This is a genomic window from Burkholderia sp. JPY481 (genome assembly GCF_038900515.1).
In the GTDB taxonomy this organism is placed as follows: Bacteria; Pseudomonadota; Gammaproteobacteria; order Burkholderiales; family Burkholderiaceae; genus Paraburkholderia; species Paraburkholderia youngii.
In genome coordinates, this window is record NZ_JAYMRT010000015.1 from 27,618 (window position 1) to 48,690 (window position 21,073).

The following is a 21,073-nucleotide window of genomic DNA, read 5'->3' on the forward strand; positions in this document are numbered from 1 at the left end:
TCAACGTGGTGTGTTCGTCTTCATCTGCCCCGGCAGGACCGCGTCGTCGCGCGCGGCGCCGCGAAGTTCACGCGGCGTTGCACCCAGCAAACGCGACATCCAGTGCGCCATATGGCTCTGATGCGCAAAGCCCGTCTCGAGCGCGATCTGGCTTGCGCTGAGGCGTCCTTGCAGCAGCAGCGTTCGCGCGCGCTCCACCCTGCGCTGTACCACGTACTGATGCACGGGCACACCGAGCGTATCGCGAAACAGCGCCTTGAAATGCGGCACGCTCAGTTGCGCCTGGGCGGCGAGCTCGTCGAGCGTCAAACGCTGATCCAGATGCGCGTCGATAAACTCGATCACGCGCGCGGCCGTGCGCGGCGCGAGCGTACGCCGCCGGTTGTCGGCCACCGGTTCGACGCCGATCAGACGCACCAGCATCGCCGTGCACAGACTTTCGGCGTACAGCGGATCGGATGCATCGTCCGCTTCGAGCTCCGCGCGCAGCGCCCACGCGAGATGCTGAAAGCGCGGATCGCGCATCTGGAAGCGCGGACGCAGCTGCGCGTCGGCCGATTTCAATGCGAGTTGCTCGACGGTCCGTCGCGCGAAGTCCTCGGCAAACCAGACGCTGAAAATCGTGCAGGCGGCATCATCGCTCCACTGACCTTCGAGCCCCGCGGGGATCACATCCGCGTCGCCGTGCGCCTGAATCCGCGTGTGGCGGCGCGCATCGCACAGACAGCGCGCGGTTACCGGCGCGCCGACGTGCACGCCCACGCGGTGATGGACGAACGCCGGCATCCGATGCAAACCGGCCGACACGTTGACCAGCTCCGCACCGAAGCCTTGCCATCCGAGCGCCCTGCTGGTGCGCACGGCGATGCGCGAGCCGCTGTGCGGCGCAAGCACGGAAATCGGGGTGACCGCGTTCATCGCTTGTCTCCTGAATGACGGCGAGAAGCCTGCATTGTGCGGCGTTTTCGGCGGCTTCGCAGGCGTGACGGAATTTCGTAGCTCGCCAACCGCCGACGCGATTCGCGCGACCTGCGCGGCATCGCCGTAAAAAGATCATCCATATCTGCGCAAAGTCATCCGGATCTGAGCGCCTCGCGGACGACGCGTCCCTACCATCACGCCATAGCGATCCTCAATAGGAGCACAACGTGTTCGTCATTTTCGGAGCGGCCGGTCACGTGGGACAGGCGAGCGCAGCCGCCTTGCGTCGCGCGGGCCAACCAGTACGCGCGGTGGTGCGCGACGCAACCCAGGCCGAAGCACTCGCGGCAATCGGCTGCGAGATCGCGCTCGCCGACCTGAACGACGCGGAGTCGGTCACGCGCGCGATCGACGGCGCGCAGGCGGTGCAATGGCTTTGTCCGGTGCCGGGAGCGCATGACGATCCCGCGGCCGCCATGCGGCGCATCATCGATGCGGGCGTCGCGGCCTTGCGCACGGCCGCGCCGCCGCGGCTCCTCGCGCTATCCGACTACGGCGCCGAACACGCGGACGGCACCGGCATTACGACGCTGTTCCACTACCTCGAAACGCAGTTGCTGCGCAACGTCACGTCGCCGCTGATCTTGCTGCGCGCCGCCGAGCACATGCAGAACTGGGCGCGGGTGCTGCCGGTCGCACTCGGCCGGGGCGTGCTGCCGAGTCTCCATGATCCGCTCGACAAGCTGTTTCCGACCGTCGCCGCCGAGGACGTCGGCGAGCTTGCCGCGCAGTTGCTGCTCGACGATGCGCCGCTGCGCGCGACGCCGCGGGTGGTCAGTATCGAAGGGAAAGAGCGGGTGAGCGCGCTCGACGTCGCGCGCATCCTGGCGGAACTGTCGGGGCGGCCGGTGATCGCCCAGCGGGTGCCGCGCGACGAATGGCGCGGCGTGCTGCGCGGCGCCGGACTCGGCGATCGTCACGCGCAACTGATCGTCGATCTGTACGACGCGCACAACGCTGGCCGCATCGACGTCGAGGCGAACGCCAGCGAGCGACGCTTCGGCGCCACGACGTTGCGGCAGGTATTGGAGGCGCTGCTATCGCGCGTGGGCGATACCCAGGCGGCGGCGCGGTGAGCCGCATGGAGGTTCGGCGAACGGACGGCGTGGCGCGAGCAGCGGCGAACCCAGACTCACGCGCCGAGTGCTGGCTGCGCGCGGCGATAACGCTTTCGAACCTGATCGGCTGCCGCGCGCTTGCGGACCTGCTCGCCGCGATTCCCGACAGCAACGACGATTTCGGCGTGTTCTAGGTGGCTGGCGTTCCGGCTTATTCGTTCTCGTCGAAGTAATGGCCGAACTTCAGCTGCTTGGTGCGGATATAGCGCTCGTTTTCCTCGCGCATCGGAATTGCGAGCGCGACACGCTCACACACCGGAATGCCGTGCTTCGACAGCGTGTCGAACTTCTCGGGATTGTTGCTCATCAGACGCACCGACGTGACCTTCAGCGTGCGCAGGATGCCCGCGGCCGAATCGTATTCGCGTGAATCGTCGGGCAGGCCGAGATCGAGGTTGGCTTCGACGGTATCGCGCCCCTGCTCCTGCAGCGCATACGCGCGGATCTTGTTCGACAGGCCGATGCCGCGTCCTTCGTGGCCGCGCAGATACAGCAGCACGCCGCAACCTTCAGCCGCGATATAGCGCAGCGCGAGGTCGAGCTGCTCACCACAGTCGCAGCGATAGGAGCCGAGCACGTCGCCCGTCAGACATTCCGAATGCAGGCGCGTCAGCACGGACGACTGGTTGGCGACATCGCCCATCACGAGCGCGAGATGTTCGGCGCCGCTGTCGACCACGCGAAACACATAGGAAGTGAACGTGCCGTAGCGCGTGGGCAGCGTGGCGGTGGCGTCGAGCACGACGCATTCGCTGGTGACGGCGCCGTCCGCTGCGGGCGATGAATCCTGAGACGTGAGCATGGCGTTGAACGATAGTGCTGGCATGAACCCGGTCGAGCCGGGGATAAGGGTTGGACTGCGAGTTTACCGCTAATCCGCGCGCAGCACGTGGATGCCCCTTCGCAGCCACTGGACGCTGCGCCGCCACAACCCCCGCGAAGCACCCGTCGAACCCGCCAATTCAGCAGGCATTCTCCGGCGCGCCCCAGATATTCCTGATGTACCGCGGGCGCACGTCGCGCCTATACTGGAATCGCCTGTCCCTCACGACAGTGCGCCACTTCGGCGTGCTGCATTGCGAAACGGAGCGCTCCATGACAAGCGTTGCACAGCTTCTTAAAACGAAACCGAACTCCTCCGAGGTCTACACGATCGGCGCCGACGATTCCGTCTATGAGGCAATCCGGTTGATGGCCGAGAAAGGCATCGGCGCGCTGGTGGTGACGGACGGCGACAGCATCGCCGGCATCGTCACGGAGCGCGACTACGCACGCAAGATAGTGCTGATGGACCGCTCGTCGAAGGCGACACCGGTGCGCGACATCATGAGCAAGGCGGTGCGCTTCGTGCGGCCGGACCAGACGACCGAAGAGTGCATGGCGTTGATGACCGAGCGGCGCATGCGTCACCTGCCGGTCATCGAGAACGAGCGGCTGATCGGCATGGTGTCGATTGGGGACCTCGTGAAGGACATCATCGCGGAGCAGCAGTTCACGATCCAGCAACTCGAGTTCTACATCCACGGCGAACGCCTCTGACAGCCAGCACGGCTTTCGCTGAACGAACGCGCCTCGATCATCCGCGCAGTAGCGGAAGCAAAAAAAGCCCAAGCCTCGAAGAGCTTGGGCCAAGCTACCTTGCGGCAGCGGAGGTTCCTTCGGAAAGAGGAACGCGACGCGCGCACGGATGACACGCTTGCGGGTGCATGGGTGCGGCGCGCTCGGTTGAAACAGTACCTGGTATGAAACGCCGTGCGCTCGCGAAAGCGGCGCACAGCGTGGTGCCGCGTGCTTACCGGTTAGCGAACTCAGTTACCGAAATACACGCTCTTCGGGCCGCTCGTCGGCTGCGGCTGCGTCGGGCGACCCGCTTGCGTCGCGCCGCTCATCGGCGCGCCGTAACCGCTGGTATTAGCGGTGGGCTGGGTTTGCGCGACGGCCGGATTTTGCGCCTGGACGCGCTGTTCGGCGGCCTGGACGTCGGCCGGATATTCCGCGTCGTTCGAGGTCGACGGGTTATAGCCCGCGCGCTCCAGTTGGATCAGTTCGTTGCGAACCTGGGCGCGGGTGAGCGGCTGTTGGCTCGATTGCGCGAACGATACGATCGGCGCGGCGGCAACGGCTGCAATGGCAACTGCCTTGATCAGCGATTTCATGATGACTTCCCTCCAATGTGGTTTTATCTGCATCGCCAACACCGTGGTGTTCAGCGAATAAGTTCAGTCTAGTCACCGCATGAGCAAGGGAAAACCCTTAATTGCGAGATAGAAAATTGTGCTGTTCGCAACAATGCCGGGGAATATCGAGGAGTCGATTCGCCCCGCATGATGTTCCGGGCAACAATTGTCCGGAACATCCCGTGGGCCGCCGAAATGTCATGCGCCCGAATGCGGAATCGTCAGTAGCTTGCGCGGGCCGCTGACGAACGCGCTGCCCGGTTCGAAAAATCGCAGCGGCCGGTGCATCTCGCGCGACAGGCCAATGCGCGTCGTCACGCCGACCGGTGCGTCGCCGGTTTCGATCACGCCGATCCAGAGCCCGCGTCCCGTACACAGATCCTGGCCGTCGAACGCCTGGCCGATGCCGAATGCCACCGTCAGCCGGCCGGGTCCGCGGGCGAGATCGCGCAGCGGCACGCCGGGGCGGCGCGCTTCCATCAGCGCGAGTCCTTCGAGCGGTTCGATCGCGCGCAGCAGAATGCCGCCGCCGACCTCCTCCGCTTCGGACGACATGTTCAGCATGTACGACACACCGTAGGTCAGCCGCACGTAAGCGTGACCACGGGCGAGAAACATCGAGCCGTTGTACGGACGCCGTCCGATAAACGCGTGGCTCGTCGAATCGCCGAGCGGATACGCCTCGGTCTCGACGATGCGGCCGCTCAGGCGTCCTTCGGGGAGATCGTGCACGAGATATTTGCCGACCATGAAGCGCGCGAGTTCGACCGTATCGACCGGCAGATCGTCGCGGTGTAAAGGTCGGATCGGAAGAGCTTCGTTTCGCATGGGCTGGATATCCTTAAGTCGGTGCTGAAATCCCAGGTCATAGACCGGTTGCGATCTGCAAATTCGTTGTACCGACGCCTCATTTTCTGCGTCAGCAAGTCAACATGGCACCAATTGCTGTATCGTGTGCTTCCGGCCGGTCACACGGCCGTTTGCATGTCTTGCGCGCGCTTCGCGGCTCGCGGAAACGTGCGTGTCCCGCTGCAAGTGTTCGCATGGCTGCTGTACCTGTTCCATTCGCATTGAATCCCGCTGTACCCGCTGATGTAAAAAAAATCGACCCCATCCGGGGGATCGACGTTCTACGACAATAGGAGATGGTTGAATGAAAGCATTCTCGGCAATCAAGGTGATCGGCGGCGCGCTGGTCGTTTTCGCTTCCCTCAACGCGTACGCGCAAAGCAGCGATGCAGCTGCGACCGCAGCGCCGGCGGCAGCGGCACCGACCACCAAGGAAGTTAAACAGGCTAATCGCGCTCTGCAGAAGAAAGTCCGCGCGAAGCTCGCACGTACGAAGGGCCTGACCGTCGGCAACATCACCGTGCGCGCACGCAGCGGCGCGGTCACGCTGGAAGGTTCGGTGCCGGAGCAGGCTCAGATCGAAATCGCGACGAACGCCGCTCAGGGCGTGGAAGGCGTGACGTCGGTGAAGAGCGCACTGTCGATCCGCGCAATCGGCCAGTAAGCCGGTCAAGCAGCTGAAGAAGTAGCGGTAAAGCAGCAAGCTGGCGTCGACGGCGGAAAGCTCCGTCGCGACGCCAATTCCCCTCCGATCGGTCGCTCGACACGATTGCCCCCGGCGCGGCCGTCACACCGCCCGACGAGACGAATCCCCCATGCCCTCGAAACCACGATATGTTGAACGGACGACTCCGTGCAGCACGGGTTGTCGCGACGATTTCTCCCTTATAATTTAATGGCTTAAGGTCGATCCTTAAGGCATCACTTCAAGTTCATACACGCACCGAAAGGAAGGCCGCATGACTTCGCCGGCGACCGTCTTGCCCCGTTGGACCCTCGTCGCACCGATCATTGGCTGGATCGTGCTCGGTGCCGCCTACGCGATGCCGGGCAATGCGCTGCTGCTGGCGCTGGTCGGCGTTTCGCTGTGCGCGGCCGTGTTTGCCGCCGTCCATCATGCCGAAGTGGTCGCGCATCGCGTCGGCGAACCGTTTGGCACGCTGGTGCTCGCGATCGCCGTCACCGTGATCGAAGTGGCGCTGATCGTCTCGGTGATGCTGACGTCTGGTCCCGAGAAAGCCGGTCTCGCGCGCGATACGGTATTCGCGGCCGTGATGATCGTCTGCAACGGGCTCGTCGGGCTATGTTTGCTGGCGGGCGGCATCCGCCATCTTGAACAGGACTTCCAGAGCCGCGGCGCGGCGGCCGCGCTGGCGGTGCTCGCATCGCTGTCGGTGCTGACGCTCGTGATGCCGAACTTCACGACCACCAGCCCCGGGCCGGTCTTGTCGCCGTCGCAGCTCGCGTTTGCCGGTGTGTCGTCGCTGGTGCTGTACTGCGTGTTCGTGTTCGTGCAGACGGTGCGCCATCGCGACTACTTCCTGGCCGGCGTGCCCGACGAAGACGTCCATGCCGAGCCGCCGGGCGCGCGCCTCGCAGCCATCAGCGGCGTGCTGCTGATGGTGAGCCTCGTCGCGGTCGTGCTGCTCGCGAAAGTGCTGTCGCCGGTGGTCGAATCCGCGGTGCTCGGCGCGGGCGCGCCGCCGGCGGTGGTCGGGATCGTGATTGCGTCGCTGGTGCTGTTACCCGAAGGGCTCGCGGCGTTGCGCGCGGCGCGCGCCGATCGTTTGCAGACCAGCCTGAACCTCGCGCTCGGCTCGGCGCTGGCAAGTATCGGCCTGACCATTCCCACCGTCGCCGGCGTGTTTCTGTATATCGGTCAGCCCATCGTGCTCGGCATCAACGGCAAGGACATGGTGCTGCTCGCGCTCACGCTGGTCGTCGCCACGCTGACGCTCAGCACCGGACGCACGACGATTCTGCAAGGCGCCGTGCATCTGTCTCTATTCGCGGCTTATCTGTTTTTGTCGTTCGCGCCGTGAGGGATGCCCTATCCGGCGTTGGCGGACGGCAACTCACTCTTCCCAGTGCTCGGCCATCCAGTCGCGGAACAGATTCAGCTTCTGCTGTTGTGCGACCGAGTCCGGATACACGAAGTAATAGCGCCAGCCGGTCTTCAGCACGGTGTCGAACGGCCGGACCAGGCGCCGCGCGGCGACATCCTCGTCGATCAGCGCGAGGTCGCTGATCGCGACGCCGAAGCCCTGCGCGGCGGCATTGGTCGCCATGTCGAGCGTATCGAAGCTCGGGCCGAGCTCCGCGTCGATCGTGGCGGCGCCCGCTGCATCGGTCTCCGCGACTTTCGCGAGCCACATCTTCCAGTCACGGTGATCGCGAGTCGGATGCAGCAGCGTATGGCGCGCGAGATCGGCCACCTGCGCGAGCGGCTTGTCCTTCAGCAGTTCGGGCGTGCAGACCGGCGTCAGACGCTCCTCGAACAGCGACACCGCCTGCACGTCCGCACCGGGCGACGAACCGTAGATGATCGCCGCGTCGAACGGCTCGCTCTGGAAATCGACGTCGTGCTGCCAGGTGGTCGTGATCTGCACGTGCAGATCGGGATACTCGGACTGGAAGCGCATGATCTTCGGCAGCATCCAGCGCATCACGCAGGTCGGCACCTTCAGCGCGAGGTCGGTGCGCTGCCTCGTCAAGCGCAGCGACATTTCCTCGATTCGCGCGAAGCTCTCCTTGACCGCCGGCAGCAGCATTTCGCCCTCGGCGGTCAGCGTCAGCCCCTTCGCATGACGCTTGAACAGCGGAAACTTGTAGTACTCCTCGAGCGCGATGATCTGCCGGCTGACCGCGCCTTGCGTGAGGCACAGATGATCGGCGGCACGCGTGAAGCTGCGATGGCGCGCGACGGTTTCGAAAATCTGCAGCGCGTTGAGCGGCGGTAGGCGTCGCATCGAATGTCGTCCAGGATCAGAAAAAATCATTGCGGGGCTGTGGCAGCGCGCGTCGCCGCCCTGCCCGTTATGCCCACAGCATACGCGATCGGCTATGCGCGCACGAGTGGGCGCGCTGGGGAACCCGCATGCGTCCGGCTCATGGCGCGCATAAGAATCTTCGCTCTGGTCGACGTCGCACCGGCGTGGTGCAAAAAGCCTTCAGGAAGTGCACCGGAACCGAGCTTTCCTCATGCCTCGATGCACGCTGGACTTCCTCAGCCCGATATGGATGTTAACCCGCATAGGCCATCGCCCGTAGCTTCCCGCCACATCGTCGCAGCGCTCGCCGCTGCGTTCGCCGGCGGCGAGCCATGAGCGTACGTCATGCGGCCCATGCGCATATTTCGATTGTTGCGTGATTTTGGCAAACCTACAGTGCATCCACACGCGGTATCTGCGGCGGCGCTCACGCCGAACCACATCCGCGTAAACGAACCGGCTGCCCGACACCGAACCCATCACACACGCTTCGCTTCGACGAACCCGCATGACGACAGAGGACCAGATGATGAACCAGCGCCCCGCTCTCCAATCGACCCGCCGCGTGTTCGCGACCTTCGCCGCGACCCTCGCGATGACCGCGCTCGGCGCGCTGTGCGCGCTGCCATCGGCCGCACATGCCGACGCGCTCGACGACATCGCGAAGTCCGGCACCGTGCGCATCGGCGTGTTCGAGGACTATCCGCCGTTCGGCTCGATCGGTCCGGACATGAAGCCGGTCGGCTATGACATCGACGTCGCCAATCTGATCGGCAAGGCGCTCAACGCGAAGGTCGAACTGGTGCCGGTGACGGGCGACAACCGCATGGCCTTCCTCGCCGATCGCAAGGCCGACATGCTGCTGTCGGTCGGCCAGACGCCGGAGCGCGAAAAAGTGATCGACTTCTCGCAACCATATGCGCCGTACTACCTCGCGGTATTCGGCCCGAAATCGCTGCCGGTGAAGAACGCCGCCGACCTCGGCGGCAAGTCGATCTCGGTCGCGCGCGGCACGCTCGAAGACCTGAGCGTCACGAAGATCGCGCCGCAGTCGGCGAACATCAAACGTTTCGACGATCCGAATGGCGCTATTTCGGCGTTTCTTTCTGGTCAGGTACAGTTGATGGTGGTCGGCAACGACGTCGGCGCGACGATTCTCGCGCGGCATCCGGCGAACGATCCGGAGCAGAAGTTCGCGCTGTTCAGCTCGCCCGATCACGTCGGTCTGAACAAGAACGAGCCGCGCCTGAAGGCGAAGGTCGACGAAACGATTGCCAAGGCCCGCAAGGACGGCACGATGAACGCGATCTCGCAGAAGTGGCTGCGAGCGCCGCTGCCGGCCGATCTCTGAAACCCGTGGCGTGGTGCTGTAAAGTCCGCGCCTCAATCTGATCCTACGATGGGCACGAGGCCATGACTTACGCGTTCGATTTCACCGGCTTCGGCCTCTATGCGGGGATGCTCGCGCGCGGCGCCGCCGTGACGCTCGGTCTCACGGCCGTGTCGACCCTGGCGGGCGGGCTCGTCGGGATTGCCGGCGCGAGCATCGCGGCGGCCGGGCCGAAGTGGGCGCGCTGGCTGGTCGCGAGCTACGTCGAGCTGATCCGCAACACGCCGTTTCTCGTGCAGCTGTTCTTCGTGTTCTTCGGTCTGCCGAGCCTCGGCATTCATATCGACGAGATCCAGGCCGCGATTCTGGCGATGACGGTCAATCTCGGCGCGTACGCGACCGAGATCGTGCGCGCCGGCATCGATTCGATTTCGCGCGGCCAGGTGCAGGCCGCCGAGGCGCTCGGTCTGCATGGACGCCAGGTGTTCCGCTACGTCGTGCTGCCGCAGGCGCTCGCCAACGTGTTTCCCGCGCTGCTCGGCCAGGTGCTGATCGTAATGCTCGGCTCGGCGGTCGTGTCGCAGATCTCGGTGCCCGACCTGACCTATGCGGCGAACTTCATCCAGTCGCGCAACTTCCGCTCGTTCGAGAGCTACGTGATCATCACGGCGACCTATCTGCTGATGTCGATCGTGTTGCGGCAGTTGCTGAACCGCTTCGGCCGCGGGCTGTTCGCGGGCCGCGCCGCGCGTGGCGCCAACAACAGCAGCAGCGGCAACGACGGCTTGCCTCGCAACTGGCGCGGCCGCCTGATGTGGCGCGGCGCGCGTACCCTGCCGACGGAGCGCTGATCATGGTCGAATTCACGCTGTGGGATATCGCCCGCAATCTGCTGCTCGCCGCGCGCTGGACGGTGCTGCTGTCGCTGATCGCGTTCGTCGGCGGCGGGGTCGTCGGGCTCGTGCTGCTCGCGATGCGCGTGTCGCCGGTGGCATGGTTGCGCCGCATCGTCGTGCTATACGTCGAGGTGTTTCAGGGCACGCCGCTGCTGATGCAACTCTTTCTCGCGTTCTTCGGTTTGCCGCTCATCGGCATCGACGTGTCGCCGTGGGCCGCTGCGGCCGTCACGTTGACGCTCTATACGAGCGCTTATCTGGTCGACATCTGGCGCGGCTGCGTCGAAGCGGTGCCGCGCGGTCAGTGGGCGGCGGGCGCGAGCCTCGGCATGACGTTCGGCCAGCAGTTGCGCTATATCGTGTGGCCGCAGGCACTGAAGATCGCGGTCGCGCCGACCGTCGGTTTTCTCGTGCAGGTGGTGAAGAGCACCGCGCTCGCGTCGATCATCGGCTTCATCGAACTGACGAAGACCGGCACGATGATCACGAACGCCGCGTTCCGGCCGTTTCCGATTTACGGCATGGTCGCGATGATCTACTTCGCGATGTGTTTTCCGCTGACCTGGTATGCGCGCGTGCTGGAGAAGCGGCAGAAGGTCGGGCTGCATCGCTGAGGTGATCGGGAGGCTATAGCGTGTCATCGTCGCCCGCCGGCCCTAGCGTGGGCATGTACTTGCCGAAATTCAGTTCGAAGTCGCTCGGCACGCCGTAGGCGAGGCTACGGAGCTTGGCGCGACGTGCCTGCCCATCTGGCGAGGCGAGAGCCGGAAAGAACATGTCGATGCTCGACTGGAGTTCGGCGGCCGTCGGCGTTCCGACGCGATTGATCTGGGCTTTCGCGGCGCCGAGCGTTTCACGGTCGAATGACGCCAGACGCCGCGCAAGCATTTCGACGAAAGAGTCGAGGTCGTCATCATCCAGCGTGCGGTTCACCCAGCCATATCGTTCGGCGACGTCGGCATCGAAGTCGTCGGCGCTGAGCACGATCTCGAGCGCCCGCGAACGGCCGACCAGGCGCGGCAGCCACTCGAGCGCTCCGCCGCCAGGGACCAGACCGACGCCGACCTCGGGGTTACCGAACAAAGCATTCTGCCTGCTGGCGAACCGCATGTCGCAGGCGAGCACGAACTCGTTGCCGATACCGCGCGTACGGCCGCGAATCTTTGCGATGCTCACCACTGGCGCAGACGACAGGCGCAGTACGAAGTCGCGCCAAAGGCCGAGCACCTCCGGTCGTTCGGCAGCCTTGGCTACGTCGAGATGGGCGACGAAAAAATCGGGATTCGCCGACTGAAACACCACGACCTTGACGGACGGGTCCGACTCGAGATCGGCCATTAGTGCGTCCAATTCGACGATCGTCGCGGGAACGAACATATTGATCGGCGGGTTGCTGAAGGTGATCGTCCACCGGCCAGGATTGCTGCGGTCGATGTCGAACTGCGAAGGGTCGGACATGGTGCTTCTCCTAAAACGATTGGGTTCTGTGTGAATCCGGGTGACATCATCGCTCATGAGCACTGGGGTCAACGCGGCTTTGCTAACACCGACCTCGACTTTCAGCTCAAACAGCAAGGCATCACGCACGTGATCGTCGTCGGCTTGCTGGCGAATACATGTATCGAGTCCACGAGTCGCTTCGCAATGGAACTCGGCTATCACGTCACACTCGTGCGAGACGCTACAGCCGCCTTCACCAAGGAAATGATGCGCGCCGCACACGATCTGAACGGTCCCACTTTCGCCCATGCGATCCTGACAACGGCACAACTGGTTGCCGCACTTCCCGCCTGATCGCTAAGATTTCCGCACGCACTGCTGCGCAATGGATCAGCGAGTCACAGGCTCCTCACGCGTGCGTTGAGCCGCAAACCTGCGCCAATATTGCTATGATTATCATACTTACGATCGCTGCGATTTCGATGGAGGTTTGAATGAGTGCATTGCCCGCCAAGAGCGATACGCTGTGCCCGATCGCGTTGTCTCAGGCTGTCATCGGCGACCGCTGGGCGGTTCTGATCCTGCGCGAACTGTTTATGGGCAATCGGAGATTCGACAGTCTGGTGGCGCAGTCGCAAGCGACGCCGCAGATGCTCTCGTCCCGGCTCAAACGGCTCGAAGCGGACGGCATGATCGAGCGCAAGCGCTACATGGCAACGCCCCCTCGTTACGAATATGAACTCACCGAGATGGGCCGAGCGTTTTACCCGGTCATGCTGGCGCTTCGCGAATGGGGCGAAAAGTGGCATAAACCGCAGGGCAAGGACGTCGCGGTACGCTTCACGCATGTCACGTGTGGCAACGATGCCGGCCTTGGCACCGTTTGCCAGGCCTGCGGTGAACCATTGCGGCGCGAAGATCTGAAGATTGAGCTGAGCCCGTCCTACGCGCAGGAGCGCGCGAGCCGACAGGATGCAGCGAAGACCGGCAAGCCTCTGGCTGATTGCACTCGCTCGTCTAAACCAGGTCCCCGCGAGGTTCGGTCCGCCGGGAAGTCCCCCGTGAGGCGCCAAAAAGTCCGTTGAATGCAGACATGGGCGCCCCCTGCTAAGCGACCGTTACGCGTTCATTCGTCGTTCTGGACTGACTTGATAAGATTGTTCCGCAACGTCACGACCGACGCCTGAATTTTCGCGAACTCGTCGGACGCAAGCCCTGTCTCGACGGGGTTCATCTTCAGCGCTTTTTCGCGCAGCCGCCTGCCGCTCTTCGTGAGACTGATCCGCACCTGGCGCTCGTCGCCGGGATCGCGTTGCCTTTCCAGATAACCCATCGCCTCGAGTTTCTTCAACATTGGCGTAAGCGTGTTCGATTCGAGAAACAGCTTGGCGCCAAGACCGCTGACGGTCTGATTGTCCTCCTCCCACAACGCAATGATCGCGATGTATTGCGGGTAGGTAAGCCCGAGTTCCTCGAGTATCGGCTTGTATGCCTTGCCAAAAGCCAGGTTCGCGGAGTAGACCGCAAAGCACAGGTAATCGGAAAGCATCAGATTTTCGGGTGCCAGTTGATCCTTCGGTTTCATGTGCATCCTCCTTGGCTGGAGCCTGACGTTTCGCAAGATATACATCGCATACGATTATATCGCGCTACAACATATGGCGCATCGCTTCCTGAAGGCGACAACCTACCGTCGGCGAAGAGCGCCCGTACGGCATCGTAGAACCGCTCTGAACGCTGCTTCTTTGTCAGTGGCTAAATCATCGACCGTCCGATTGCCGTGACCGGCGCGCAGCCACAACGTGGATGTGCGCCGGCCAAGCGACAAAAGGATCGACGATCTAGTGGTGTGCGAAAAGGTTGCCACTCGACGTCACGGCGACATGGCTGCCCGATTCCGACTGTCCGGAAACCGCACCGCCGTACGCCCTTTCCGGGGCAGCCTGGTCCTCGCGCTCCGAGGCGACGGTTCGCAGGCTCGGACCGCTTTGCGATGCCGGTGCGCCAACCGAGGGCTTGTAGAACGGGGCCGGTCCATAGCCGCTGGCGAACGCGGGTGCGGTGACGGATGCGGAAACTGCCACGAGCAGTGCAACGATGAGCTTGGTCTTCATGATGGGAATTCCTTCAAAAATGTTCAGTGAAGGGCACCTGTCTCGGGCAGAGACACGTGCCCTGACGGATTACGCCGTGACGATGTTGGTGCTGACCTCGATGTTGCCGCGCACCGACTTCGAGTACGGGCAGATCTGATGGGCCAGGTGCGCAATTTTCTCGACGACTTCCTTGTCCACGCCGGGCACGCGGACGTCGAACTCGGCGCCGAGGAACCACGCGGCCCCGGTCTGCCCGATGTTCACCCGGATGTCCACCGAATAGTCGGGCGGCAGCGTGACCTTGTTCAGTTGGGCCGCGATGCCGAACACGGTGGTGTAACAGGCCGACCAGGCGCCGGCAAACAGCTGCTCGGCTCGCGGGTGCGGTTCGGTGCCGACGTAGTCGAGCGTCTCGACGGTAGGCGCGGTCAGCTTGAGGTCGTAGACGCCATATTCGCCGCGCTGGGCTGCGGGGTCGCGATTGACCGTGGCGTGGGAGTTGCCTGCAGCGAGGACTTTTTCGATCTTTTCCATGATGGATTCCTGTATGTATGGGGGTATCAAACGGGGTATCAACGGGATATCAAACGGATTTGAATCTTGTACGATTCAATCGCGTACGATATATATGTCACGCTGTGACGACGTTCAGGCCGACCTCGATGTTGCCGTGCACGGCCTTCGAGTACGGGCAGATCTGGTGGGCGCGGTTCGCGATCGCCTCGACGACTTCCACCGCCAGACCCGGCGCGCGGATGGTGAACTGCGCGCCGAGACAGAACCCGTTACCGATGGTGCCGATACTGACCTTGATGTCCACGGAATAGTCGGACGGCAGCGTGACCTTCTTCAGCGAGGCCGCAATTTCGAAGGCGCTGATGTAACAGGCTGACCACGCCCCGGCAAACATCTGCTCGGCTCGCGGGTGCAGCTCGGTGGCAATGAAATCGCGGCTTTCACCGTCGAGCGCCGAGAGCTTGAGGTCGAGCACGCCGTGCTCACCGCGCTGGAGCTCGGGGTCGTGGTTGACCGTGGCGTGGGAGTTGCCTGAGAAGAGGACTTGGTCGATCCGGGTCATGATAGGTTCCTGTGTGAATAAGGGGGTTAAGCGTCTTAGATCGCATGCGATGTAATCGCTTGCGTCGAATAATGGAGAAAGACGCACCCGTTGTCAATCGCAAAAGATTTAATCGCATACGAGCAACCGATAGAGGAAACGAATAATTCGCCCGAAGCCTCGCCGCACTTGACGGTATGAATATCATAGTTATATGCTGCGCCCATTGTCATATGCGACGCGTGCGAGGTCACGAATCGTCCGACATAAGCCGTACGGCGCCGGCTGCGCGACGCGATTGGCTGCTGCGCGGCAAAGGCGCAGCGCAATGGCTCGGTTAGCGAATGCAGCCTCGTTTCCACCACATCTCACGCGCACCGCGAGCCGGCGCGCATGCGATTCACCACGTGAAAGGAAGAACTATGAAGATCGAAGATGCTGTCGTTTTCGTGACGGGCGCGAACCGCGGGCTTGGCCTGGAGTTCGCGAAACAGGCGCTCGAACGCGGGGCGCGGAAGGTCTATGCGGGCGCCCGCGATCCGGCCAGCGTGAGCTTGCCTGGAGTCGTCCCCATCAAGCTCGACGTGACCGATCCGGCGGCCGTGGCCGCGGCTGCCGATGCGGCTCGCGACCTCACGCTGCTGATCAACAACGCGGGCATCGCGCGACTCGGCAGCCTGACGGACGACGGCGCGCTCGACGCGTTGCGCGATCACTTCGAAACCAATGTCTTTGGCATGCTGGCGATGTCGCGTGCGTTCGCGGGGAGCCTCGCCGCGAACGGCGGCGGTGCGATCCTGAACGTGCTGTCGGTCGCGAGCTGGGTGAACCGGCCGATTCTGTCTGCCTACGGCGTGTCGAAGTCGGCCGCGTGGGCGCTGACCAACGGCCTGCGCCAATCGCTGCGCGAGCAGCGCACGCAGGTCATCGGGCTGCATGCAGGTTTTATCGATACGGATCTGGTGCGCGACCTGGAAGTGCCGAAGGCAACACCGGCCGACGTCGTGCGCCAGGCGTATGAAGCTATCGAGGCCGGCTCGGAGGAAGTGTCCACCGACGAATTCACCCGGCAGGTGAAGGCTGGACTCTCGGCAGGCATCTATCTGAACGACTCGACGCCACGCTGATCGCGCGGAAGCGGTCCCACCAAAAAAAAGCGGCAACCCTGCGCTGCATGGGTTGCCGCTTTTGCGTTGCGCCGCACTTACCTCTCGATCAGCGCCCCGCCTGGGTCGACTGCCGCAACTTCGCCACCTCCGCCGCCCCAACCGCCGGTGCGCCGTTGTTCCAGCCCGCGCGCACGAAGCTCAGCACGTCGGCGATCTGCTTATCGTCGAGCACCGCCGCGAAGCCGGGCATCGGGAACGGCGACGGTACGCCGTTGATCACGAGGTCGCCGGTGCCGTTCAGCGTCACGTTGATCAGCGACGACGCGTCCTTCGCGAGCACGTTCGGATTGCCGGCCAGCGGCGCAAGCATCGGCGCGAAACCGCGTCCGTCGACACCGTGGCAATGCATGCAATACGCGGTATAGACGCGCGCGCCGGCATCGTTCGCGGGTCGATCAAGCGACACCTTCGTCGCCTGCGGATCGTACGTATAGGCCGCCGCGCCGTTGCCGCCGACCGGCGGCAGCGACTTCAGATACGCCGACACCGCCGCGACGTCCTGATCGCTCAGCGCTTGCGTGCTGTTGTTGATCACGCTCGTCATCGCGCCGAACGCCGACGCGTGGCGATTCGCGCCGGTCTTCAGGAACGTGCGCAGATCTTCGTCGCTCCAGCGGCCGAGCCCGGCGTTGTGCTCGCCGGTCAGGTTCGACGCGAACCAGCCGTCGAGCAGCGCGCCGCTCAGGAACGCGCTGCCGCTTTCGTCGAGCGCGCTTTCCTGGAACGCAACGCCGCGCGGCGTGTGACACGACCCGCAATGTCCGAGCCCTTGCACCAGATACGCGCCGCGATTCCACGCGACGTCCTTGCCCGGCTTGTCGCGGTATGCGCCCTTTTCGAGAAACGCCATGTTCCAGAACATCAGCGGCCAGCGCATGTTCAACGGCCACTTGATGTCGGACTCGCGATTCGCCTGCTGCACCGGTGCGACGCCGCGCATGAAGAACGCGTACAGCGCCTTCACGTCGTCGTCGTTGACCTTCGCGTAAGACGGATACGGCATCGCCGGATACAGGTTGTGGCCGTCTTTCGCGACGCCCTCGCGAAGCGCCCGCGCGAAGTCCGCTTCGGTGTAGCCGCCGATGCCGGTCTGCGCGTCGGGCGTGATGTTGGTCACGTAGATGCGGCCCATCGGCGTGTTCATCGGCAGGCCGCCGGCGAACGGCTTGCCTTTCGGCGCGGTGTGGCAGGCCGCGCAATCGCCGAGTTGAGCGAGATAAGCGCCGCGTTGCACGAGCGCTTGATCGGCCGCGCCGGCACCCGCCGGAGTCGCGGCATCGGCAGTTGCTTGCGCGAGAAACGGCAAGGCGACGCACAGCGCCGCGCCAAGACCCTTCAGCTTGTTTTTCATGTCGGGCTCCTTGCGCGTCACGCGCTGTGCAGTTGACGGCCCACCGGCAGTTGCCGCAGCCGCGTGCCGGTGGCCGCATAGATCGCATTGGTCAGCGCGGGCGCGAGCGCCGCGGTGCCGGGTTCGCCGATGCCGCCGGGCGCCTCGCCGCTCTTCACGAGATGCACGTCGATCGGCGGCGTTTCGTTGATGCGCAATATCCGGTAGTCGGTGAAGTTGTTCTGCTCGACGCGGCCGTCCTTGATCGTGATCTCGCTGTACAGCGCGGTCGTGATGCCGAAGATGATGCCGCCCTGCACCTGCGCCTCGATCGTGTTCGGATTGACGTACATCCCGCAATCGACCGCGCAGTTCACGCGCTTGACCGTGACCTCGCCCTGTTCGACCGCGACCTCGACGACGATCGCGAAGAAGCTGCCGAACGCGTGCATCACCGAGACGCCGCGCCCTTGCCCCTTCGGCAGCGCGCTGCCCCAGTTGCCGGCCTGCGCGGCCACGTTCAGCACGTTCAGCGCGCGCGGCGATTTGCCGAGCAGATTGCGCCGGTACTGCACCGGATCGATCTTCGCGTGCGCGGCGAGTTCGTCGATGAAGCTCTCGACGACGAACGTGCCGCGCGTCGGGCCGACACCGCGCCAGAACGCGGTGGGCACCGCGTGCGGTTCCACGCGCACGTAGTCGACCAGCTGGTTCGGCAGGTCGTACGGCAGATCGGCGGCGACTTCCACCGCGTCGGGATCGAGTCCGTTCTTGAACGCGGGTGGCGCAAAGCGCGCCATGATCGACGAACCGGCAATGCGATGCTGCCACGCGATCGGTTTGCCATTCGCGTCGAGCCCGGCCGAGATCGTGTCGTAGTAGTACGGCCGGTACATGTCGTGCTGGATGTCTTCCTCGCGCGTCCACAGCACCTTGACCGGCGTCGACACCTGTTTGCCGACCTTCACGGCCTGCGTGACCATGTCGGTTTCGAGCCGCCGCCCGAAGCCGCCGCCGAGCAGATGGTTGTGCACGATGATCTTGTCGGCAGGCAAGCCCGTGACCGCGGCCGCCGCATCGACGACGCGCGTCGGCACCTGCGAGCCGAGCCAGATTTCGCACGCGTCGCCGCGCACGTGGACCGTGGCGTTGACCGGCTCCATCGTCGCGTGCGCGAGGAACGGCTGCTGGTAGACCGCGTCGACGCGCGACTTCGCATCGCCGAACGCGCGGCCGACGTCGCCGTCCTTGCGCGCTACCGCGCCGCCGTGTTGCGAGGCCGCCGCGAGATCGTCGACGATGCGCTTCATCGATAACTGCGCGCCCGCGCCTTCGTTCCACTTGATATCGAGCGCCTGCAAACCGCGCTTCGCGGCCCACGTGTGGTCGCCGATCACCGCCACCGCGTTGTCGAGCTTGATCACTTCGCGCACGCCGGGGATCTGCTTCGCATGCGTAGCGTCGACACTCGCGAGCGTGCCGCCGAACACCGGGCAGTTCGCGATCGCCGCGTAGACCATGCCGGGCAAGCGCACGTCGAGGCCGAACTGCGCGGTGCCGTCGACTTTCTCCGGCGAATCGAGACGCTTCGCCGGCTTGCCGATCAGCTTGAAATCCTTCGGGTCTTTCAACGGCACGTTCTGCGGCGCGGGCAGCGCCGAGGCGGCCTGCGCGAGCTGACCATAGCTCGCGCTGCGATTGCTGGCCGCGTGGATCACCTGCCCGCCTTGCGCATGGCAACTGGCCGGATCGACCTGCCACTGCTGCGCGGCCGCGTTGATCAGCATCACGCGCGCGGTCGCGCCAGCGCGGCGCATCGGCTCCCACGCGAAGCGGATCGACGTCGAGCCGCCGGTCAACTGGCCGCCGAGCAGCGGGTCCATGAAGAGCTTTTCGTTGGGCGGCGCGTGATCGAGCGTGACCGAGTCGAGCGGCACTTCGAGTTCCTCGGCGATCAGCATCGGAATCGACGTATAGACGCCCTGACCCATCTCGACCTTCGGTATCACCAGCGTGACCTTGCCGGCGGTGTCGATCTGGATGAACGCGTTCGGCGCGAACACGCCGCTTTGCGGCGCCTCGTTCGCATCGCCGCCGATCACGCTCTTGCCCGCCTTCTGATCCTGGCTCGCGGCCGGCATGCTGAAGCCGAGCAGCAGACCGCCGCCGGCCGCGGCGCCGACCGTCACACCGAATTTGAGGAACGTGCGCCGCGAGATGCCGCGTGCATGCCGCGTGGCGGTGCCGGTCGGCTGTGCGCCGTTCTGTGCATCGAGCAATCCCTGGGACATGTCAGGCCCCCTTCGCGGCTTGCTTAATCGCCGCGCGCACGCGGTGATAGGTGCCGCAGCGGCAGATGTTGCCCGCCATCGCGGCGTCGATGTCGGCGTCGCTCGGATTGGGATTGCGCGCGAGCAGCGACGCCGCCGACATCACCTGCCCCGACTGACAGTAGCCGCACTGCACGACGTCGAGTTCACGCCAGGCCTGCTGCACTTTCTGACCCGCGGGCGTCGCGCCGACCGCTTCGATCGTCACGATCTTCCGGTCGCCGACCGCCGCCGCCGGGAACACGCACGAACGCACCGCGACGCCATCGAGATGCACGGTGCATGCGCCGCATTGCGCGATGCCGCAGCCGAACTTGGTGCCGGTCAGCCCGACGAGATCACGCAGGACCCACAGCAGGGGCATGTCGGGCGGGGCATCGACGGTATGGGTTTCGCCGTTGATATTGAGCGTTGTCATGAGCGGCTCCGGTGGGGATGTTGTTGTGGTCACGCGGTTTAGATCGCGACACCGCACCAGACCGCGAACATGCGCCGTTTTGTTCGGCATGTCGCGCTAATCCGCGATGAAAAGCGGCCTGTGATCGAGCGGGTGTCGACAGAAAACCGGCCGATTGTAGTCGTGTCGAAAGAACTGCGCTTTGGCGGTGCCAGACGGCACGTCGCATGCTATGCGGGGTGGATCGCATGTGCCGGCTGGGGCGATGCGTTACCATCGATGGATTGATCCGTCAGCGTGATCGCGCGACCCGCTGCATCGCACCGAGTGGTGTTGCGACGCGCGATTCCGTCGTGTCACCTCAGCCGCTGGAGCCGCCGATGAACGACCCGCAATGCATTCAATTCCTCACGGATGTTCGCCGACCATTGCTTGCGCTGCACAAGGCGATTCTCGATCACGAACGCGCCGCATACGAAAAGGAGTTCGGCCCGGTGACGCCGGCGGCATTCCTGCAGGTGCTGATCAACGGTTCGGGGTTTCGCTGGCTGACGCCGCTATCGACGGTGATCGCGAGCGTCGATGAGATTCTCGACGACGCGGAAGCCGAGGCCGGCGACCGCCTCGCAACCGCCGAGGCCGTGATCGGACTGTTCTCGCCCGATCAACCGAACAACCACTTCCTGCCGCGTTATCTGCCGCTGTTGCAGGCCGATCCGGCGATCCTGCATTACCACGGCGAGGTAGCGCGTTTGCTGCGCGGCGTGCAAACGACGTAACGGCGATTCGCACGGAGCACGGCGGCGGCGCGTGCGCTGCTTGCCGGCTCCCGCATTTCCTCACCGTTGACAAGCGGCCTCGCGTCGATGCGGCATCCGTCGATGGTTGGTACTTTTGCGTGAATTGAGCGAAA

The 21,073-nt window shown here is 64.2% G+C and carries 26 protein-coding genes; 13 read left to right on the forward strand and 13 right to left on the reverse strand.

Annotated elements, in window-relative coordinates; translation table 11 throughout:
* Positions 1–918, reverse strand: a complete 918-nt coding sequence (locus VSR82_RS28915; protein ID WP_368586857.1) for an AraC family transcriptional regulator — start codon at positions 916–918, stop codon at positions 1–3.
* Here VSR82_RS28915 and VSR82_RS28920 point away from each other — a divergent pair.
* From VSR82_RS28920 to VSR82_RS28930, 3 genes are all read left to right on the forward strand, one after another.
* Positions 905–1,048 carry a hypothetical protein gene (locus tag VSR82_RS28920; RefSeq protein ID WP_410842554.1) on the forward strand — a complete coding sequence of 48 codons (144 nt, stop codon included), beginning with the start codon at positions 905–907 and terminating at the stop codon, positions 1,046–1,048. The two genes, VSR82_RS28915 and VSR82_RS28920, sit on opposite strands and share 14 nt — an antisense overlap.
* A 100-nt stretch (positions 1,049–1,148) precedes the next feature.
* Entirely contained in the window at positions 1,149–2,057 is a 909-nt protein-coding gene (locus VSR82_RS28925) for an NmrA family NAD(P)-binding protein (protein WP_429457649.1), read from the forward strand.
* A 5-nt stretch (positions 2,058–2,062) separates the two neighbouring features.
* A complete protein-coding gene (locus VSR82_RS28930; RefSeq protein ID WP_410849882.1) occupies positions 2,063–2,233 on the forward strand; it encodes a hypothetical protein in 171 nt (56 codons plus the stop codon).
* Between the two features lie 17 nt (positions 2,234–2,250).
* Here VSR82_RS28930 and ribA read toward each other — a convergent pair whose 3' ends face one another.
* Complete coding sequence (gene ribA / locus VSR82_RS28935) at positions 2,251–2,901, reverse strand: GTP cyclohydrolase II (protein ID WP_026228235.1); 651 nt, start codon at positions 2,899–2,901, stop codon at positions 2,251–2,253.
* Between the two features lie 293 nt (positions 2,902–3,194).
* On the opposite strand from ribA, the gene VSR82_RS28940 reads away from it, so the two are divergent.
* Positions 3,195–3,638 carry a CBS domain-containing protein gene (locus tag VSR82_RS28940; RefSeq protein WP_368586854.1) on the forward strand — a complete coding sequence of 148 codons (444 nt, stop codon included), beginning with the start codon at positions 3,195–3,197 and terminating at the stop codon, positions 3,636–3,638.
* A 269-nt stretch (positions 3,639–3,907) separates the two neighbouring features.
* On the opposite strand, the gene VSR82_RS28945 is transcribed toward VSR82_RS28940, so the two are convergent.
* Both VSR82_RS28945 and VSR82_RS28950 read right to left on the reverse strand, forming a co-directional pair.
* Entirely contained in the window at positions 3,908–4,255 is a 348-nt protein-coding gene (locus VSR82_RS28945) for a DUF4148 domain-containing protein (protein ID WP_368586853.1), read from the reverse strand.
* Between the two features lie 219 nt (positions 4,256–4,474).
* A complete protein-coding gene (locus VSR82_RS28950) occupies positions 4,475–5,104 on the reverse strand; it encodes a DNA-3-methyladenine glycosylase (protein ID WP_429457646.1) in 630 nt (209 codons plus the stop codon).
* A gap of 325 nt (positions 5,105–5,429) precedes the next feature.
* On the opposite strand from VSR82_RS28950, the gene VSR82_RS28955 reads away from it, so the two are divergent.
* Both VSR82_RS28955 and VSR82_RS28960 read left to right on the forward strand, forming a co-directional pair.
* A complete protein-coding gene (locus tag VSR82_RS28955) occupies positions 5,430–5,789 on the forward strand; it encodes a BON domain-containing protein (protein WP_013091595.1) in 360 nt (119 codons plus the stop codon).
* A 295-nt stretch (positions 5,790–6,084) separates the two neighbouring features.
* Complete coding sequence (locus VSR82_RS28960) at positions 6,085–7,167, forward strand: calcium:cation antiporter (protein WP_368586851.1); 1,083 nt, start codon at positions 6,085–6,087, stop codon at positions 7,165–7,167.
* Between the two features lie 33 nt (positions 7,168–7,200).
* On the opposite strand, the gene VSR82_RS28965 is transcribed toward VSR82_RS28960, so the two are convergent.
* Positions 7,201–8,094 (reverse strand): LysR substrate-binding domain-containing protein, encoded by an 894-nt coding sequence (locus VSR82_RS28965; protein ID WP_429457643.1) that lies wholly within the window; start codon positions 8,092–8,094, stop codon positions 7,201–7,203.
* A gap of 550 nt (positions 8,095–8,644) precedes the next feature.
* Here VSR82_RS28965 and VSR82_RS28970 point away from each other — a divergent pair.
* The 3 genes from VSR82_RS28970 (at position 8,645) to VSR82_RS28980 (ending at position 10,955) form a co-directional block, all read left to right on the forward strand.
* Positions 8,645–9,466, forward strand: a complete 822-nt coding sequence (locus tag VSR82_RS28970; protein ID WP_368586876.1) for a transporter substrate-binding domain-containing protein — start codon at positions 8,645–8,647, stop codon at positions 9,464–9,466.
* Between the two features lie 62 nt (positions 9,467–9,528).
* Complete coding sequence (locus VSR82_RS28975; protein WP_410849885.1) at positions 9,529–10,296, forward strand: amino acid ABC transporter permease; 768 nt, start codon at positions 9,529–9,531, stop codon at positions 10,294–10,296.
* Between the two features lie 2 nt (positions 10,297–10,298).
* On the forward strand, positions 10,299–10,955 hold the full coding sequence (locus tag VSR82_RS28980; RefSeq protein WP_429457640.1) for an amino acid ABC transporter permease: 657 nt from the start codon (positions 10,299–10,301) through the stop codon (positions 10,953–10,955).
* Between the two features lie 13 nt (positions 10,956–10,968).
* Here the strand turns inward: VSR82_RS28980 and VSR82_RS28985 are convergent, their stop codons facing one another.
* Positions 10,969–11,856 (reverse strand): enoyl-CoA hydratase/isomerase family protein, encoded by an 888-nt coding sequence (locus VSR82_RS28985; RefSeq protein WP_429457638.1) that lies wholly within the window; start codon positions 11,854–11,856, stop codon positions 10,969–10,971.
* On the opposite strand from VSR82_RS28985, the gene VSR82_RS28990 reads away from it, so the two are divergent.
* Both VSR82_RS28990 and VSR82_RS28995 read left to right on the forward strand, forming a co-directional pair.
* Positions 11,830–12,135 carry a cysteine hydrolase family protein gene (locus VSR82_RS28990; protein ID WP_429457636.1) on the forward strand — a complete coding sequence of 102 codons (306 nt, stop codon included), beginning with the start codon at positions 11,830–11,832 and terminating at the stop codon, positions 12,133–12,135. The genes VSR82_RS28985 and VSR82_RS28990 overlap by 27 nt on opposite strands.
* 140 nt (positions 12,136–12,275) lie before the next feature.
* Positions 12,276–12,866 (forward strand): winged helix-turn-helix transcriptional regulator, encoded by a 591-nt coding sequence (locus tag VSR82_RS28995; RefSeq protein ID WP_429457634.1) that lies wholly within the window; start codon positions 12,276–12,278, stop codon positions 12,864–12,866.
* A gap of 41 nt (positions 12,867–12,907) precedes the next feature.
* On the opposite strand, the gene VSR82_RS29000 is transcribed toward VSR82_RS28995, so the two are convergent.
* The 4 genes from VSR82_RS29000 to VSR82_RS29015 form a co-directional block, all read right to left on the reverse strand.
* On the reverse strand, positions 12,908–13,366 hold the full coding sequence (locus tag VSR82_RS29000) for a MarR family winged helix-turn-helix transcriptional regulator (protein WP_368586844.1): 459 nt from the start codon (positions 13,364–13,366) through the stop codon (positions 12,908–12,910).
* 256 nt (positions 13,367–13,622) lie between these two features.
* Positions 13,623–13,895, reverse strand: coding sequence for a hypothetical protein (locus VSR82_RS29005; RefSeq protein WP_368586843.1), 273 nt, complete (start codon positions 13,893–13,895; stop codon positions 13,623–13,625).
* A 69-nt stretch (positions 13,896–13,964) separates the two neighbouring features.
* Positions 13,965–14,411 carry an Ohr family peroxiredoxin gene (locus VSR82_RS29010; RefSeq protein WP_368586842.1) on the reverse strand — a complete coding sequence of 149 codons (447 nt, stop codon included), beginning with the start codon at positions 14,409–14,411 and terminating at the stop codon, positions 13,965–13,967.
* Positions 14,412–14,508: 97 nt separating this feature from the next.
* Positions 14,509–14,955: an Ohr family peroxiredoxin gene (locus VSR82_RS29015; RefSeq protein ID WP_410849891.1), complete on the reverse strand. Its 447-nt coding sequence runs from the start codon at positions 14,953–14,955 to the stop codon at positions 14,509–14,511.
* Positions 14,956–15,356: 401 nt separating this feature from the next.
* On the opposite strand from VSR82_RS29015, the gene VSR82_RS29020 reads away from it, so the two are divergent.
* Complete coding sequence (locus VSR82_RS29020; RefSeq protein WP_429457631.1) at positions 15,357–16,061, forward strand: SDR family oxidoreductase; 705 nt, start codon at positions 15,357–15,359, stop codon at positions 16,059–16,061.
* 88 nt (positions 16,062–16,149) lie between these two features.
* Here VSR82_RS29020 and VSR82_RS29025 read toward each other — a convergent pair whose 3' ends face one another.
* Genes VSR82_RS29025 through VSR82_RS29035 form a run of 3 tightly spaced genes read right to left on the reverse strand, consistent with a single transcriptional unit; the run spans position 16,150 to position 20,181 of the window.
* Positions 16,150–17,454, reverse strand: coding sequence for a c-type cytochrome (locus VSR82_RS29025; protein WP_368586839.1), 1,305 nt, complete (start codon positions 17,452–17,454; stop codon positions 16,150–16,152).
* 17 nt (positions 17,455–17,471) lie between these two features.
* Positions 17,472–19,724: a xanthine dehydrogenase family protein molybdopterin-binding subunit gene (locus VSR82_RS29030; RefSeq protein ID WP_498858280.1), complete on the reverse strand. Its 2,253-nt coding sequence runs from the start codon at positions 19,722–19,724 to the stop codon at positions 17,472–17,474.
* 1 nt (position 19,725) lies between these two features.
* Positions 19,726–20,181, reverse strand: coding sequence for a (2Fe-2S)-binding protein (locus VSR82_RS29035; RefSeq protein WP_368586837.1), 456 nt, complete (start codon positions 20,179–20,181; stop codon positions 19,726–19,728).
* Between the two features lie 359 nt (positions 20,182–20,540).
* Between VSR82_RS29035 and VSR82_RS29040 the strand changes: the two genes are divergently transcribed.
* Positions 20,541–20,939 (forward strand): hypothetical protein, encoded by a 399-nt coding sequence (locus tag VSR82_RS29040; protein ID WP_368586836.1) that lies wholly within the window; start codon positions 20,541–20,543, stop codon positions 20,937–20,939.
* The last annotated feature ends 134 nt before the right edge of the window (positions 20,940–21,073 follow it).

What these genes read in the sequence shown, in the direction of transcription:
- VSR82_RS28950 (WP_429457646.1), bottom strand. Translation starts at nt 5,104, where the DNA reads ATGCGAAACGAAGCTCTTCCGATCCGACCTTTACACCGCGACGATCTG.
- VSR82_RS28995 (WP_429457634.1), top strand. Translation starts at nt 12,276, where the DNA reads ATGAGTGCATTGCCCGCCAAGAGCGATACGCTGTGCCCGATCGCGTTG.
- VSR82_RS29040 (WP_368586836.1), top strand. Translation starts at nt 20,541, where the DNA reads ATGAACGACCCGCAATGCATTCAATTCCTCACGGATGTTCGCCGACCA.
- VSR82_RS28965 (WP_429457643.1), bottom strand. Translation starts at nt 8,094, where the DNA reads ATGCGACGCCTACCGCCGCTCAACGCGCTGCAGATTTTCGAAACCGTC.
- VSR82_RS29020 (WP_429457631.1), top strand. Translation starts at nt 15,357, where the DNA reads ATGAAGATCGAAGATGCTGTCGTTTTCGTGACGGGCGCGAACCGCGGG.
- VSR82_RS28960 (WP_368586851.1), top strand. Translation starts at nt 6,085, where the DNA reads ATGACTTCGCCGGCGACCGTCTTGCCCCGTTGGACCCTCGTCGCACCG.
- VSR82_RS29035 (WP_368586837.1), bottom strand. Translation starts at nt 20,181, where the DNA reads ATGACAACGCTCAATATCAACGGCGAAACCCATACCGTCGATGCCCCG.
- VSR82_RS28940 (WP_368586854.1), top strand. Translation starts at nt 3,195, where the DNA reads ATGACAAGCGTTGCACAGCTTCTTAAAACGAAACCGAACTCCTCCGAG.
- VSR82_RS29030 (WP_498858280.1), bottom strand. Translation starts at nt 19,724, where the DNA reads ATGTCCCAGGGATTGCTCGATGCACAGAACGGCGCACAGCCGACCGGC.
- VSR82_RS28945 (WP_368586853.1), bottom strand. Translation starts at nt 4,255, where the DNA reads ATGAAATCGCTGATCAAGGCAGTTGCCATTGCAGCCGTTGCCGCCGCG.
- VSR82_RS29005 (WP_368586843.1), bottom strand. Translation starts at nt 13,895, where the DNA reads ATGAAGACCAAGCTCATCGTTGCACTGCTCGTGGCAGTTTCCGCATCC.
- VSR82_RS28980 (WP_429457640.1), top strand. Translation starts at nt 10,299, where the DNA reads ATGGTCGAATTCACGCTGTGGGATATCGCCCGCAATCTGCTGCTCGCC.
- VSR82_RS28930 (WP_410849882.1), top strand. Translation starts at nt 2,063, where the DNA reads ATGGAGGTTCGGCGAACGGACGGCGTGGCGCGAGCAGCGGCGAACCCA.
- VSR82_RS29010 (WP_368586842.1), bottom strand. Translation starts at nt 14,411, where the DNA reads ATGGAAAAGATCGAAAAAGTCCTCGCTGCAGGCAACTCCCACGCCACG.
- VSR82_RS29000 (WP_368586844.1), bottom strand. Translation starts at nt 13,366, where the DNA reads ATGAAACCGAAGGATCAACTGGCACCCGAAAATCTGATGCTTTCCGAT.
- VSR82_RS29015 (WP_410849891.1), bottom strand. Translation starts at nt 14,955, where the DNA reads ATGACCCGGATCGACCAAGTCCTCTTCTCAGGCAACTCCCACGCCACG.
- VSR82_RS28975 (WP_410849885.1), top strand. Translation starts at nt 9,529, where the DNA reads ATGACTTACGCGTTCGATTTCACCGGCTTCGGCCTCTATGCGGGGATG.
- VSR82_RS28985 (WP_429457638.1), bottom strand. Translation starts at nt 11,856, where the DNA reads ATGAGCGATGATGTCACCCGGATTCACACAGAACCCAATCGTTTTAGG.
- VSR82_RS29025 (WP_368586839.1), bottom strand. Translation starts at nt 17,454, where the DNA reads ATGAAAAACAAGCTGAAGGGTCTTGGCGCGGCGCTGTGCGTCGCCTTG.
- VSR82_RS28955 (WP_013091595.1), top strand. Translation starts at nt 5,430, where the DNA reads ATGAAAGCATTCTCGGCAATCAAGGTGATCGGCGGCGCGCTGGTCGTT.
- VSR82_RS28915 (WP_368586857.1), bottom strand. Translation starts at nt 918, where the DNA reads ATGAACGCGGTCACCCCGATTTCCGTGCTTGCGCCGCACAGCGGCTCG.
- VSR82_RS28970 (WP_368586876.1), top strand. Translation starts at nt 8,645, where the DNA reads ATGAACCAGCGCCCCGCTCTCCAATCGACCCGCCGCGTGTTCGCGACC.
- ribA (WP_026228235.1), bottom strand. Translation starts at nt 2,901, where the DNA reads ATGCTCACGTCTCAGGATTCATCGCCCGCAGCGGACGGCGCCGTCACC.